This is a genomic window from Petrotoga sp. Shatin.DS.tank11.9.2.9.3 (assembly GCF_003665005.1).
GTDB lineage: Bacteria > Thermotogota > Thermotogae > Petrotogales > Petrotogaceae > Petrotoga > Petrotoga mobilis.
Window position 1 is genome coordinate 83,110 of record NZ_JGVT01000007.1, and the last position, 14,371, is coordinate 97,480.

A 14,371-nucleotide genomic window follows, 5' to 3' on the forward strand; every position below is an offset into this window, starting at 1 on the left:
AAAGATGGCGGATCTGAAAAACTTTACCAACGGTTTGATAAAAAACAACCCAACTTTTGTTCAAGTGTTAGGAATGTGCCCTACTTTAGCTACAACTACAAGCGCAGAAAATGGTTTGGGTATGGGAATAGCTACTCTAGCTGTTTTAACAATGTCAAACATTGTAATCTCTTTGATCAGGAAAATAGTTCCTAAAAAGATAAGAATACCCATTTATATTGTTATTATAGCTTCTTTTGTAACAATGATAGATCTCATAATGCACGGACTAACATACGAATTATGGCAGACTTTGGGAATATTTATACCTTTGATAGTTGTGAACTGTATCATAATGGGAAGGGCAGAATCTTTCGCATCAAAAAACGGGGTATTAGATTCAATATTTGATGCCTTGGGAATCGGTTTAGGTTTTACAGGAGCACTCGTATTATTGGGATCAGTAAGAGAATTATTGGGTAACGGAACGATCTTTGGTTTTACGGTGTGGGGAGACGCCCTCAACTTATACCTTTTCATACTACCACCTGGCGCATTCATTACTTTAGGACTTTTACTTGGAATGTTCAATTCGATAGGTATAAGTAGAGAAAACAAAAAGAAGAAGGCAGGTGCTAAAAAATGAATCTTATCCTTCTCTTTATTTCAGCCGCTTTGGTAAACAATATTATTTTAACTAGATTTTTAGGTATTTGCCCTTTTTTAGGAGTTTCTAGAAGCAAAAGTTCCGCTGTTGGAATGTCTATCGCAGTAATTTTTGTCATGACGATAGCAGGAGTAATAACTTGGCTCTTAAATCAGATACTAATAATGCTTGGAGTAGAATTTTTAAGAACGATCGTGTTTATTTTGGTAATTGCTGTACTTGTTCAATTTGTTGAGTTCTTTATTAAGAAATCAAGTCCAGCCCTTTACGAAGCCTTGGGGATATACTTACCACTCATAACAACCAATTGTGCAATATTGGGGATCGCATTGTTAAACATACAAACTAATTACACCTTTATCGAAAGTTTGGTAAACTCTTTTGCCTCTGGATTGGGATTTTCGCTGGCATTAATAATATTTTCTTCAATAAGAGAAAAAATGCAACTAAACAATGTCCCAAAACCCTTCCAAGGTACCGCTTTAGCGCTAATAACGGCTGGACTTCTTTCAATGGCTTTTATGGGGTTTTCAGGTTTGGTGAAATTATGAAAAGGGAGAATAATCTCCCTTTCACTTTTTGTATATGTAGAATTCATCAATTATTTCGTCAATTGGAGTATATTGATTTGGGAAAAGAGGATTATCAACCCTCGCCACTGCTTTTACAGTAACTTTGATCGAATCTTCGTAAACATCAAAAATAATGTAATGGAGCTTTCCGAGAACGTGCTTTACATGCCAAGGCAGTGGATCCGCTCCATGATTTGTATTTAGCTTAGCACCCCCTCCACCACTGGTTATAAACATGATTCCATCCTTAAAATACCTTTCGTAAGCGTGTATATGTCCGTTTATCACAACATCAACACCGTACTTTTCGAAAATGGGCAACCAATTCTTTGTGTTGAAATGACCTTCGGGAAGATTTTCTTCCATATTACCATACTCCGTGGCTGTCGTCCAAAAAGGATGATGGAAAGCCACGAAGATAAATTTTTTATCATTATTGTTTTTAAGATCTTCTTCCAGCCACTTCATTTGTTTTTCATAAAGATCCGTAGATTCCAAAATATTAGAATCTAAGATAACAAAATGAGAGTTTCCATAATCAAAAGAGTACCATCTCTTGGAATAATCTCCACCACCACTTGGAAGCTCGAATGCCCTATAATAAAGTAAACTGTTTCTTTCGTGATTACCTAAAGCCATGTAATAGGGGATTTGAGAACTTAAAGGGTTTGCAGACTCAAAAAATTTACTCCAGCTCTTCTCTGATGTGCCTTCTTCCGTGTGATCTCCAGGCTTTAGAATGAATGCTGTATTTAGATCCGAATCTCCTACAATTCTATTAACAACGTAAGCGTGTCTTTCGTCATAGATTTGAGTATCTCCATAAACTATAAATCGAAAAGAATCAATATTTTCATCTAAAGGCTTGGTTTTAAAAGCCTTTTTTTCTGTCTTAACATCATTCAGAGTATAAGTATCTTCAACATTTATCACGTATTCATAGGAAGAATCAGGTTGCAAGCCAGAAAGTTCTATATAGTGATATTCCAAAGGAAACTCGTTTTGTATTTCTAACACCTTAGCTTCGCTACTTGAATCGTAAACTTCTACAGTTGACCTGGCAGGGACAGCCATCCTGAAATTGATAGTCACACCATCTTCCTCTTTGTTAGTGAGGAAAGGTTGGTAAAAAAAGTAATTTTCTCCAACTTCAACAAAAAGGTCTTCAGACTCTACAATAGAGACAGATTCACTCTTCAAATTTCCAAAATCTACTTTAACTTGGAAATTCCCATAATCTTCATCATTGGGAAGATAAAATTCTGCTTTTCCTTTTTCATCAACTAGTTGAACATCTTGAATGGTTCCCAATTCATCTTCTACAACAACTCTCATGCCCTTAGCAGACTTTTCATTGTTCAATATTATATTTTTTTCGATAGTTGTATAACCTATACCGAATTTATCATAATATCTTTTTTCTATTTCGCTAACGCTCTCACCAACGGTTATAACTCTCGTAAATTCAAGAACATCCTCAGGTTCAAGGGTAAAAAATGAGATACTTGTGGTCATCTCGTCGTTTGCTATAACCCTCTGAAATGTTTGATCATCAACCGGGAAATAGCCAAAGCTTCCAAAATCTTGCTGAAGAACTAATACATAGTTATTTAAGATCTTTGACTTTATAAAAAAAGGAAATGTGTCGGAGTAATCTATTATTTCATTCATTTGGACTCGTTTTTTTGTTTCCGTTTTGTTAGTTATCATAGTACTCAATAAGAGGTTTTGTTCTTGTAGGGTGTAAGTATTCAACACTTTGAAGTCGTTTTCATCATAAATGAAAGAAATCGAATCTTCCGAAGTTTCTACAATGCTGTTTTGGAGCTCTACACCTGAAATTAGAATTTTATGATTTGTGAAAAGACTTTTATTAACTTCATTACTTTTAAAAAGGGTTATATATCCATTTTCTTTAGAAATTCCTATTGTCAAATAGTTGTTGGATAATATATAATTATCCTGATAAGATGAAATTAGATCTGCTGAAAAAAAGAGTACAGACAAAATAGCAAAAAATGTTACGATAAGATACTTTTTCACATTAATGCCCCCTTTTCGTGTTTTTTCGCTCTTTCAATATTATATCATATAAGAAAAACCCTTTGGTGTGGTATAATATTTGCTGAATTAAATTTTATGCGGAGGTGAAGTCATGGCAAAGAGAAGTTCTTATGCGAAAGAAGCAGAAGAAAAAATGAAAAAAACTCTTGAACATTTCGAGGACGAATTAAAAAAAGTAAGAACCGGACGACCTACTACCGCTATTTTTGAGGATATAAAAGTCGATTATTATGGTATGCCTACTCCCATTAATCAGGTTGCAACCTTAAGTGTTGGAGAAGAAAGAACCGTTGTCATAACCCCATGGGATAAAAAGATGCTGGAACCCATAGAAAAAGCGATAAATTCTTCTAATTTTGGTTTTCACGCTATAAATGATGGTAACGTAGTGAGGGTATCTTTCCCAAATCCCACTATTGAAGAAAGAAGAAAACTGGTAAAAGCTATAAAAGAGATGCTAGAAGAAACAAAAGTGGCTTTAAGAAATATTAGAAGAGATGATATAAAAAAGGTTAAAGAAATAAAGAACGAGGGTTCAATAAGTGAAGACGAGGCAAAAAAATTCGAAGAAGAAATCCAAGAGATTTTAAAAGAAAATGAAGATGAAGCAGAAAAAATATTCCAAAGAAAAGAAAAAGAGATCATGGAGTCATAAATGTGGAAAATATAAGTATGAAACTTTCAAAAGTACCTGCCCATGTTGGTATAATTATGGATGGAAACGGAAGATGGGCAACTAAAAGTGGCTATGACAGAAACTATGGACATCAAAGGGGTGCTGAAACTGCCCTCAAAGTTATTGAGTGGTCTAAAGAAGTTGGAATTAATTATCTTACCTTATACACCTTTTCAGAAGAAAATTGGAAGAGACCACAAAATGAAATAGAATTTTTATTTGATTTACTCATAAGATACTTTGAAGATAACCTTAAACGTATCATAGAAAATGGGGTAAATGTTAGATTTTTAGGAAGAATCAATAAACTGCCAGAAAGTCTCATAAAGACTTGTAAAGAAATCGAGGACATAAGTAAAAATAACAAAGATTTCAATTTGATCTTCGCCTTGAATTACAGTGGAAGACAAGAGATTGTAGATGCAGTAAATAAAATCTTGAAAGAACAGAAGACAACAATAACAAAAGAAGATATTGACAGCAACCTTTATTTACCAGATGTTCCTTATCCTGATTTAATAATAAGAACAGCAGGTGAAGAAAGACTAAGTAACTTCTTACTTTGGCAATCTGCTTATTCTGAACTGTATTTTACAGAAACTCTATGGCCTGATTTTTCCTATGATGATTACTTCAACGCCCTTTTAGATTATTCTAAAAGAGAGAGACGATTCGGGGGTATAAGCAGTAAGTCTAAAGATATGGAGGAAAACCTTTGAATAAAAAAGAACTCTGGACAAGAGTAATATCAGGGGTAATTATTGGACCTATAGTTGTTTTTTCTTATTTAACGTATCCCACTCTTTTAGGATTGGTTACAACTATAGTGATGTTAGCTTCCTTTGAATTGATTGAACTATTTACAAGTGATGTCAAAAATAGTTTCATCAAGCTTTTGCTTACTTTTATTGTAGGAACATCCAGTCTTATATATGGATTCTCCTTGGAGGCTGAATATAGAGGAATTTTACCTTTTGAAAGTGAAGGAATATTTTTCTTAGCTTTCGTAGCGTCTGTATTTTCGATCATGCTCTTAGTTAAAGAAATAACGCACACAAAAAGGTTCATAGAATCTTCTGCATTAAGTATTATCTACGTATCTTTTTTCCTTTCAAACTTTTATTTGATTCATTTGAACTATGGACCAGGGATGGCGATTTTAGCATTAACTGCAGTATGGGCTTATGACGCCGGTGCATATTTTTTTGGATTGAGTTTCGGTAAGCATAAACTTTCTCCGCATTTTTCACCAAAAAAAAGTTGGGAGGGATTATTAGGTGGCATCTTTTTCACTTTTGCTTATATACTTATATTTGATTCCATTGGGATTTTATTTGGAGCTATTCAAAAAATAACCTTTTTGCAGGCCGTTATCTTAGCGTTAATGGTGGGTTTCTTTGATACCATTGGAGATCTAACAGAATCAATTATTAAAAGGTATTATAATGTAAAAGACTCAGGAGAAATTCTACCAGGTCATGGGGGAATGCTCGACAGAATTGATGGTTTGTTGATCGTAACCCCAATGTGGTATTTTTTGTTGAGAATACTGTGGATATAGGGGGAGAAAAATGAAAAACAAAAAATTTAAGGAAGGATTCACAGTAATTGAGGTTCTAATAGTCTTGGGGATCATTTCGATCCTTGCAAGTATCTCCATTCCATCGGTTAGAGGACTTATCAATCAAGCTAAAGCAACTAAAATAGTAACTGAAATGCAAAATGTTCAAGTTGCCGTAATGAACTATGGTATTTATAATCCCGACTTAAGTGGCTTGACATTTGAGAAACTTTTGTCTGATGAATACTTAACTTCTAAACCAGAAAATATAGTATTAAATGTGTCTAATCCATTAGAAGTCCGAATCGAATACAATGGTACAACTCTTTCCGCAACAGAGCTAAAAAAGATTAACAACAACATACTTGTCGATGGTGATACCGCTTATTTAGTAGTTAAATTTTAATTAAGCAAAAATAGAAAGCAGACACTTTAGTCAGGGCGGGCTGCGGGGCGAAGGGGAGCTAAAGTAGGTTTCAGATTTTTCAAAGTCAAGTATAATTTGAAAAAATTAGGAGGATTTAATATATGAAATACTTCACCTCTAATGAAATCAGAGAAAAGTTTTTGCATTTTTTTGAAAAAAAAGGTCATAAAAGGCTACCTAGTTCTTCTTTGATTCCAAACGATCCCCAATTGTTGTTTACGGTGGCTGGAATGGTCCCTTTTAAACCAATATTTTGGGGAAAAGTTGAACCCACGTATACGAGAATAACCACATGTCAAAAATGTTTAAGAACAAACGATATAGAAAATGTTGGAAGAACCCCCAGACATCACACCTTTTTTGAGATGTTAGGGAACTTTTCTTTTGGGGATTACTTCAAAAAAGAGGCTATAAAATGGGCCTGGGAATTTTTAACAGAAGAATTAGAACTTCCAGCTGAAAAATTATGGGCTTCTGTGTATGAAACTGATGATGAGGCTTTTAATATCTGGAAAGATGATATCAAGATACCTGAAAATAAAATACTAAGATTTGGTAAAGAAGAAAACTGGTGGGGACCTGCAGGCCCAACAGGTCCATGTGGCCCATGCTCAGAAATATACTTTGACACAGGGTATACCGAAAACTGTCCAGACCAAGAAAACTGTACTCCCGCCTGCGATTGTGGACGTTTTGTAGAGATTTGGAACATAGTTTTCACTGAATATTATTCCGATGAAAATGGAAAGCTTTCACCTTTGCCAAGAAAAAACATTGATACCGGTGCGGGTTTTGAAAGGATCTGCGCAGTGGCTCAAGGCAAATACGATAATTTTGACTCTGATCTATTCAAGGAAACAATAGAAGAAATACAACGAATCTTCGATGTAAAGTTTAGAGAAAATAAAAGCAAAGATGTATCAATAAAAGTAATAGCCGATCATTCAAGGGCGATTGCTTTTCTAATAACTGAAGGAATTATACCATCAAATGAAGGAAGAGGCTATGTTTTAAGAAGATTAATAAGAAGGGCTGTACGGCACGGAGCTTTGTTAGGAGCAAAAGAGCCTTTTTTAAACAGTATTCTTGAAAAAGTGATTAAAAAAATGAGTAATATCTATCCAGAACTCATCGAAAAAGAAGGTTTAATTAAAGATATTTCCTCTATGGAAGAAGAAAAGTTTTTTGAGACGATGGAAAAAGGTATGGAAAGGCTAAACAACATAATTCAAAACTTAAACAACGAAGCTACATTATCTGGAAAAATCGCCTTCGAACTTTACGACACATACGGGTTTCCTTTGGATCTCACAAAAGAGATATTATCCGAAAAAGGGATAGAAGTCGATGAAAAAGAATTCACAGAACTGATGAACAAACAAAGAGAACTGGCAAGAGCAGCTTCGGGTAAAGTAGAGTATGATACAGCCAAACAAATTTACAAAGAAATCGATAAATTTTTGACTCCAACAGAGTTTATTGGTTATGATAAACTAAGTTCTATCGAAGAAATCCAGCTTATAATCAAAGGAGAAAGTATTGTCCAACAAGCTCAAGATGGTGACGAAATTGAACTATTTTTCTCTAAAACACCTTTTTATGCTGAAAGAGGAGGGCAAATCTCCGATAACGGTATTATCTACAATGAAACATTCGAAGCTGAAGTTATACATGTCAAACCTATAAGAAATGGGATAATATCTCACCTAGTAAAAATAAAAAAAGGTAGTATAAAAAACGGAGAAAGAGTGTTTCTAAAAGTTGACGAAAAAAAGAGAAAAGCAACAGAGAAAAACCATACCGCCACCCATCTTTTACATTCTGCATTAAGAAAAGTAATTGGAGAGCATATAAGGCAGGCCGGTTCATATGTAGCTCCGGAAAGACTAAGATTTGATTTCACACATTATGAACCTTTGACACCAGATCAAATAAAGCAAATAGAATACCTCGTAAACGAACAAATACAAAAAGCTATCCCTGTTAATATATACCTAAAAAGCTTGGAAGAAGCGAAAAATATGGATGTTATAGCCTTATTTGAAGAAAAATACGGAGAAATGGTAAGAATTGTGGAAATAGACGATTTCTCAAGAGAGCTCTGTGGAGGCACGCATGTTTCCAACACAGGAGAAATAGGCCTGTTCAAAATTCTGGAGGAATCTTCCATCTCTTCAGGAGTTAGAAGAATAGAAGCTATTACTGGTCTTGAAAGTCTTAACTACGTTACAGAACTGGAAAGTATCATAATTAATTTATCCAAAATGTTGGACTCATCAAGGGATCAGATACCAGATAAAATCCAAGGCATCCTAAAAACTATCAAAAATCAAGAAAAAGAAATCAAACAACTTCAGTTTCAATTAGCCACAAAAAATATTGAAAGATTAGCCCAAACTCCACAAATCATTGAAGGCGAAAAGGTAGTAGTAGCTCAATTAGAAAACTTGGAAAAAGACGTTCATGCCAACACAGCTGATATCCTACTTCAAAAGTTGGGTAGAGGCGTTGTTATTCTTTTCAACAAGAATAACAACGATCAAGTGAGTTTGGTAGTCAAGGTATCTAAAGACATTTCTAAAAAATTCCACGCGGGAAACATTGCAAAAAAAATAGCCTCTTATTTAGGTGGCGGTGGCGGTGGCGGACCAACTTTCGCACAAGCCGGTGGAAAATATGTTAATAAGTTAAATGAAGTGATAGAACACATAAACAATTTTATGGAGGTTTAATATTGCTTGGGGTTGCTTTATCTGGAGGCGGGGCTAAAGGCGCTGCCCACGTTGGAGCACTGTTAGAACTTGAAAAAATGGGAATTAAATTTGATATGGTTGTTGGTACAAGTATTGGTGCACTTGTAGGTGCTGGGTATTCCATTTTAGGAGACTCCAAATTACTATATGAATATGCTTTAAGGTTACAAAAAGCTACATTTATAAAAAAAACACCAACATCACGTAAAATACCATCTGTTTTGACGTGCATAGGCGCAAACTTGCTACCATCAGCTTTACCTTCTTTCCTTTATTTTTATATATTAAAAAAGGTATTTAAAAATATCACTTTTGAAGATTTAAAAATTAAATTCTATTGCACTGCTGTAAAAATGGAAAGTGGAAATTTGGAAATTTTTGGTGAAGGACCTTTATTCCCAGCTTTAAAGGCTAGCATGGCGATGCCTGGTGCATTCAAGCCTTTTAAAATAAACGGTAACAAATACATAGATGGTGGATCCTTGGAAAAGCTACCTATCCTAACAGCTAAAAAAGTTGGTGCAGATAAAATTATCGCCCTAAAACTCTTATCAAAGAAGATAAAATACGAGGAAGTAAAAAATGCTTCCCAAGCTTTTGATAGGATGGATTCAATAAGAGAAAATATATACGATAATTTAACGGAAAAGTTTGCTAACGTACTTATCGAATTGCCCACAGAAGATTTCAATACTTTAGATTTCACACAAACAGAAGCTTTAATAGATACTGGAAGAAAAGCTGTTTTAGAAAGAAAAGAAGAAATCTTGGAGAAAATATCATGATTTTAGTAAGTGGAGGATTTGGATGGCAAGGAATTAAAGCAGCTGAAAACTTAAAAGATTTGGATCTATCCAGTTATGATAAAATCATCACCAACGGCATCACAGGATTTTGTATCGCCTGTTTCCAACTCAAAAAAGAAAAGATTCTTCATCAAAGTATAAAAAGCTTAAAACCCTACTTGAACACAATAGACAAAGATTACATCTTTTTTGGAAACATAAAAAATTGTCTCAAACTTTCTTCAAATTTAGGCAAGTATGAATATCAATTAGAAGAAGATGCTGAATTAAACATTCCCTTAGAAATCGAACTGATAAATTTAAAGACTGAAGAAATAACAGCTAAAAAGATCACCACCATTCAAGAAAGTTTTTTCTATTCTACCCTCTTACCTGGTATCAGACCACCATTTCAAGGATGGTACAATACCGCTTCATTTTCAAGAACACCTTGCTACTCATTATTAAAATACGAAGGTGAAGAAATAGAAATCTATGATTCACCATATAATTATCACAAATCTTCAACCATACAAAGGTTATACAAATCCATTCAAGTTATGAGAAGCAGATACTTTTACGAATTGGTCATGGATGAAGTCAAAACAAAAAATAAGGTACATTTCATAGGATAAAAGAAGGGAAAAAGTGAAAAAACTTTACAAGGTGGAAGTTGAGGAAAGATCATCAAATAAAAGATACGAATGTCTATTACTTGTAAAAGATAAAGAAGAAATTTATGATATTCTGTCTAACCTCAACATCAGAGTTATCAACATCAATGTTGATAACTTTTATTTCAACAGTAAAAAATTCAATATCGATCAAATGATCAGCCTTGTTGATAATCTGTACCTCCTTGTAAACTCGGGGTTGACCCTCTTCGAAGCTATGGAATTTTTAGTTTTCAACGAACAGGTTGATAAGTTCATAAGAGGTGTTGTTTTTAAAGGTTACTTCTTAGTAAAAAAAGGATTAGACTACAAAACCGCATTTGACTTTCCTGAAATAGATAACTACTTTAGGTATACAATAAATATCTCAAAGACAACGCTAATTTTAAGAGAAAACTTATCCAATTTAAAAGATTACTATAACAACGTCAAACTTTCCAGGTCTACCGCCGAAAAATCATTAATTTATCCACTACTAATTCTTTCATCAATTTTGGTTTTGCTTTTTCTTCTAAATTTTTGGGTTATTCCACAGTTTTCTACTCTTTTAGGATACGATATTAATCTTAACTTATCAACTTACATGTTGATAAGTATGTTGATATTTTTCTTCTTTGGGTTGATAACTTTCTGGATAGGCAAGGGAAACGATATTTTTTGGACAAAGATTCCGTTTTTAAAGTCCTTGTACAAGAATTACATACTTCACGAATTCACAAGGAACGTTAACTTACTTTTAAAAAGTGGTCTCACAATATACAACGCTTTAGAAATAGTCCTTTCTAATACAAATTCACAGTATATTTCATCTACTTTCTTAACTGCCTATTTGGATATAGAAAAAGGGAAAGATCTTACCGAAGTTTTTTCAAAAATAAAAGACGTTAAAGAATTTTCTTTAACAATGAGCGTCTCAAAAAGGAAAGGAAATTATAAAGAGGTATTTGACTTCTTAGAAAACTATTATTATTCGTCTTTTAAAACCGCTTCAGATAAGATTATGAAAATGATCGAACCTGTACTTATAATATTTTTATCTGTAATAATTTTGAGTTTAGCATTTGAAATTTACTCCAATGTCTACTTAGGGGGGATAAAATTTGAAATGGGGGGTACATTCTAAATCTCATAAGGAAGGCTTTTTACTTATGGAAGTGCTAGTTTCTTTGGGTATCGAATTAATCTTGTTCTCGTCTATAGTTTTTTTCACTGTATATCCACTTCAAAAATACTTTTCATCTCTTACGGAAAGATTCATAGCTTCAGAGGTGGTGTATAAAACACGAAGCGCCTCTACCCATTACGGAGAGGATAACAACTTAAACGGAATCCTACGCTCTCAAATAGTACAGGGAAAATTAAAAATCGTGACTTATGATATAAGATACAGAATAGAAGATCAAAGTAGCCAAGATCTATTATGGAGCTTTGGAAAAATAGCAGGAAGGGGAGGCAGAATTGTAAACAGCGAAGGAAAAACCATATTCAACGTCGTTCCAGTCACGGGAGCGCTCACCAATCCATGATCTATCTTCAAGCCTTTGGAGGAAAATTATGATTAAGTTCAAATACAAAGGGAAAAAAGTATGTATAAATCATATTGATTGTTTTATTAAACCATTTGAAAATGAATTTCAACTGAGAAAAATATACATCCAAGAAATAACGGATAAAAAAATCGCTTTTAAAAAGATTCATTCTTCTGATAAAGAATATTTCTTGGTAATCGATGCTATCGACTACAAAAAATCAAAAAGATCTTTATTCTTTGACACTATTCTACCGATTCAATCCATTCTTTTGAGAAAAGTCTTAGAATTCAAAGAGGGTAGATACGTTTTAGGTACAGATTTTTTCAATTATGAATTTATTAGAAACAAAGAATTCGCATTTTCAGGATTAATAGTTGACGAAAAACCAACATACTTTTTTAATAATCAAGAATTGAAGGAATTAGCAATAAAATATTTGGAGGATAAAAGAATTGTTCCTGTTAGAATCTAACGTTAGAAAATTTCTGAAATACACACTAATAACAATAATAATTATACTTTTCGTTCTTCTAGTTTTTGAAAGTTATGAGAAATATCAAGAATATCTGAATATCAAAAGGATACAAAACAACTTAAATTATACTTACAACAACTACCTTTACAAAGTTGCCAACCAAAGGATGGTCGTAGAAGAATTTTTTGATTTCCTAACAGATAACAACTTCTTTCTAATAGAATTCAACTACTCCTTGACCGATGGACTAACAGCAAAAGTTGCAACCTTTATGGAACCAACTCAGAAAATAAAGAGCAAGTACTCCATATCAGAAGTCTCTAAAATAAACATGGGATCCAATTATTACGTGGTTCTTGAAATTAAAGAACAAGGAGTCAACCAATGAAACGCTATCTATTTATTATTCTTTTGTTGATTATAACTTTAGTGTATATAAAAAATTATGAAATTGAATCACCGAACCTAAAATTCTCTCTCCATACCATATCAGAAGTAGAAAGCAACTTCTTATCAGAGCCTCTACAAAAAGAGTTAGAAAATATTTTATCTTCTGATCTTTTGTTGGAAAGTATGATTATAAAAAGAAATAACGATTCTTTTCTTGAACTTGGGGATAATTTTGACATCGCCGTATCCTTTTCATATCCTAATTTTGAGTACACTCCAACGGATGTTATTAATAATAAAAAATTATACATAAAAAGCTCAAACATTTTCAAGCCTTTAAAAATTGACTTATTAGATCTATGGTCACAAAAAGATAACTTGCCTAAATATCAAAAAGAAGGGGTAGAATTCTCAGGTTTTTTCATAGATTCAGAAGGAAGAAATACAGGGTTTGTTTATTTCTTCGATGAACTTATAAAGCTTTCCGCAGGCGATACATTGGGGGAAGATTTAGTATTGGCAATTTTCAATGATGGAATTTTAATTCTAACTGAAGATAAAAAACTATGTGTTCTCTAGTCAATTCAAATTTCTTTAATTTTCCCATCTCCACTAATAGTATCTGCAAGAAAAATTAACTTCATGTGAATTTTTATTTACTCTTTCGTTATTTTTTATCCCTCTAAGAATATTCGAATTTCTTCAATCTCTCGCTTACGTATAATATGGCCTAATGCATGTTTTATAGATTTTTCAAAATATGGTATAATTAAATTGACAAACAAAATCTAAAAAAAGAGAGGCCAGACATGAATGAATTAGTGCACAATCCTCATGATCTATTCTTCAAACGAATTTTCAGTGACATAAGGATAGCTCGAGATTTCTTATGGAACTATCTCCCTCAAGAAGCTGTAGAAATAGTAGACCTAGATTATTTAATTCCTGAAAACAACAGTCATGTTGATGAAAACCTAAGAGAAAGCCTCTCGGATATGTTGTACAAAACAAAGATAAAAGGACAAGATGGCTACATATACATTCTGATGGAACACAAAAGCTACATTGAAGGGAAAGTAATCTTTCAACTGTTGAGATATATTACGAGCATCTGGGAAGAAAAATACGATCCCAAAACAAAAAAGGTACCAATAATAATACCGATGGTAATATACCATGGAAGAGAAATCTGGAACGTAGAAACGAATTTATTAAATATGGTGCAAGGGATAGAAGATTTACCAAATGAACTAAAAACATACTTACCTACATACCGATATGAAATATGTGATTTCTCGATCAAAAGGAAAAAAAGGATAATAGGATTAACAGCGATGAAAGTTGCAATAGAAGCAATGAGAGCAGGAACGGCAATGACCAAAGAAGAATTTAAAGAAAGATTAAGAAGGGTATTTGAATACATAAAACAACTACCAGAAGAAGAGGTACATGAATGGTTTGAAGAGTGTATGATCTACTTACTAAACGTAAGGGAAGATGTAACGATAGAGGAGATATTAAAAGTACAAAAAGAAATAATGCCTGGAAGGGGTGAGATAGTTATGACGATAGCTGAAAAGTTGAGAAACGAAGGTAAATTAGAAGGAGAAAGAGAAGGGAAACTTGAAGAAAGAAGGGAAGTAGCTATAAAGTTATTAAATAAACGATTTGGAAAAGAATTTACACAAGAGATGAAAGAAAAGATAAAAGAAGCTGAAGAAAGAAGAATAAACCAAATAATTGACAACATATTTGAAATAACCATAGAAGAGCTAAAAGAGTTGTTGAAATAATGGGGTAGGAGGTAGATTAATTA

Annotated in this window: 16 protein-coding genes; 15 read left to right on the top strand and 1 reads right to left on the bottom strand. The window is 33.3% G+C overall.

Annotated elements, in window-relative coordinates:
- Positions 1 to 4 precede the first annotated feature (4 nt).
- Positions 5 to 625, top strand: coding sequence for an electron transport complex subunit RsxE (rsxE, locus tag BZ25_RS08540; protein ID WP_012208451.1), 621 nt, complete (start codon positions 5 to 7; stop codon positions 623 to 625).
- Positions 622 to 1,197, top strand: coding sequence for an electron transport complex subunit RsxA (rsxA, locus tag BZ25_RS08545; RefSeq protein ID WP_012208452.1), 576 nt, complete (start codon positions 622 to 624; stop codon positions 1,195 to 1,197). Before rsxE ends, rsxA begins: the two co-directional genes overlap by 4 nt.
- A gap of 21 nt (positions 1,198 to 1,218) precedes the next feature.
- Here rsxA and BZ25_RS08550 read toward each other — a convergent pair whose 3' ends face one another.
- Positions 1,219 to 3,261 (bottom strand): metallophosphoesterase, encoded by a 2,043-nt coding sequence (locus BZ25_RS08550; protein WP_121514705.1) that lies wholly within the window; start codon positions 3,259 to 3,261, stop codon positions 1,219 to 1,221.
- Between the two features lie 112 nt (positions 3,262 to 3,373).
- Between BZ25_RS08550 and frr the strand changes: the two genes are divergently transcribed.
- The 13 genes from frr to BZ25_RS08615 all read left to right on the top strand — a co-directional run bounded on the left by frr (position 3,374) and on the right by BZ25_RS08615 (position 14,348).
- Positions 3,374 to 3,937 carry a ribosome recycling factor gene (frr, locus tag BZ25_RS08555; protein WP_012208454.1) on the top strand — a complete coding sequence of 188 codons (564 nt, stop codon included), beginning with the start codon at positions 3,374 to 3,376 and terminating at the stop codon, positions 3,935 to 3,937.
- Positions 3,938 to 3,954: 17 nt separating this feature from the next.
- Positions 3,955 to 4,677 carry a polyprenyl diphosphate synthase gene (gene uppS, locus BZ25_RS08560; protein ID WP_369973674.1) on the top strand — a complete coding sequence of 241 codons (723 nt, stop codon included), beginning with the start codon at positions 3,955 to 3,957 and terminating at the stop codon, positions 4,675 to 4,677.
- Complete coding sequence (locus tag BZ25_RS08565) at positions 4,674 to 5,519, top strand: phosphatidate cytidylyltransferase (protein ID WP_121514706.1); 846 nt, start codon at positions 4,674 to 4,676, stop codon at positions 5,517 to 5,519. Before uppS ends, BZ25_RS08565 begins: the two co-directional genes overlap by 4 nt.
- A gap of 10 nt (positions 5,520 to 5,529) precedes the next feature.
- A complete protein-coding gene (locus tag BZ25_RS08570) occupies positions 5,530 to 5,925 on the top strand; it encodes a type II secretion system protein (protein ID WP_121514707.1) in 396 nt (131 codons plus the stop codon).
- Positions 5,926 to 6,047: 122 nt separating this feature from the next.
- A complete protein-coding gene (gene alaS, locus BZ25_RS08575) occupies positions 6,048 to 8,678 on the top strand; it encodes an alanine--tRNA ligase (protein ID WP_121514708.1) in 2,631 nt (876 codons plus the stop codon).
- A 2-nt stretch (positions 8,679 to 8,680) separates the two neighbouring features.
- Positions 8,681 to 9,484 (top strand): patatin-like phospholipase family protein, encoded by an 804-nt coding sequence (locus BZ25_RS08580; RefSeq protein ID WP_158584888.1) that lies wholly within the window; start codon positions 8,681 to 8,683, stop codon positions 9,482 to 9,484.
- Positions 9,481 to 10,119 (top strand): hypothetical protein, encoded by a 639-nt coding sequence (locus BZ25_RS08585; protein ID WP_121514710.1) that lies wholly within the window; start codon positions 9,481 to 9,483, stop codon positions 10,117 to 10,119. The genes BZ25_RS08580 and BZ25_RS08585 overlap by 4 nt, the downstream gene beginning before the upstream one ends.
- A 13-nt stretch (positions 10,120 to 10,132) precedes the next feature.
- Positions 10,133 to 11,281, top strand: coding sequence for a type II secretion system F family protein (locus tag BZ25_RS08590; RefSeq protein ID WP_121514711.1), 1,149 nt, complete (start codon positions 10,133 to 10,135; stop codon positions 11,279 to 11,281).
- Complete coding sequence (locus BZ25_RS08595; protein WP_121514712.1) at positions 11,259 to 11,684, top strand: hypothetical protein; 426 nt, start codon at positions 11,259 to 11,261, stop codon at positions 11,682 to 11,684. Before BZ25_RS08590 ends, BZ25_RS08595 begins: the two co-directional genes overlap by 23 nt.
- A 28-nt stretch (positions 11,685 to 11,712) precedes the next feature.
- Complete coding sequence (locus tag BZ25_RS08600; RefSeq protein ID WP_103898320.1) at positions 11,713 to 12,162, top strand: hypothetical protein; 450 nt, start codon at positions 11,713 to 11,715, stop codon at positions 12,160 to 12,162.
- A complete protein-coding gene (locus BZ25_RS08605; RefSeq protein WP_012208464.1) occupies positions 12,143 to 12,553 on the top strand; it encodes a hypothetical protein in 411 nt (136 codons plus the stop codon). Before BZ25_RS08600 ends, BZ25_RS08605 begins: the two co-directional genes overlap by 20 nt.
- Positions 12,550 to 13,134 (top strand): hypothetical protein, encoded by a 585-nt coding sequence (locus BZ25_RS08610; RefSeq protein ID WP_012208465.1) that lies wholly within the window; start codon positions 12,550 to 12,552, stop codon positions 13,132 to 13,134. The genes BZ25_RS08605 and BZ25_RS08610 overlap by 4 nt, the downstream gene beginning before the upstream one ends.
- A gap of 230 nt (positions 13,135 to 13,364) precedes the next feature.
- Complete coding sequence (locus BZ25_RS08615) at positions 13,365 to 14,348, top strand: Rpn family recombination-promoting nuclease/putative transposase (protein WP_121514713.1); 984 nt, start codon at positions 13,365 to 13,367, stop codon at positions 14,346 to 14,348.
- Positions 14,349 to 14,371 lie beyond the last annotated feature (23 nt).

Bases quoted from the DNA above. Each gene is read 5' to 3' on its own strand.
- BZ25_RS08585 (WP_121514710.1), top strand. From the start codon at position 9,481: ATGATTTTAGTAAGTGGAGGATTTGGATGGCAAGGAATTAAAGCAGCT.
- BZ25_RS08570 (WP_121514707.1), top strand. From the start codon at position 5,530: ATGAAAAACAAAAAATTTAAGGAAGGATTCACAGTAATTGAGGTTCTA.
- BZ25_RS08600 (WP_103898320.1), top strand. From the start codon at position 11,713: ATGATTAAGTTCAAATACAAAGGGAAAAAAGTATGTATAAATCATATT.
- rsxA (WP_012208452.1), top strand. From the start codon at position 622: ATGAATCTTATCCTTCTCTTTATTTCAGCCGCTTTGGTAAACAATATT.
- BZ25_RS08615 (WP_121514713.1), top strand. From the start codon at position 13,365: ATGAATGAATTAGTGCACAATCCTCATGATCTATTCTTCAAACGAATT.
- uppS (WP_369973674.1), top strand. From the start codon at position 3,955: ATGAAACTTTCAAAAGTACCTGCCCATGTTGGTATAATTATGGATGGA.
- frr (WP_012208454.1), top strand. From the start codon at position 3,374: ATGGCAAAGAGAAGTTCTTATGCGAAAGAAGCAGAAGAAAAAATGAAA.
- BZ25_RS08610 (WP_012208465.1), top strand. From the start codon at position 12,550: ATGAAACGCTATCTATTTATTATTCTTTTGTTGATTATAACTTTAGTG.
- alaS (WP_121514708.1), top strand. From the start codon at position 6,048: ATGAAATACTTCACCTCTAATGAAATCAGAGAAAAGTTTTTGCATTTT.
- rsxE (WP_012208451.1), top strand. From the start codon at position 5: ATGGCGGATCTGAAAAACTTTACCAACGGTTTGATAAAAAACAACCCA.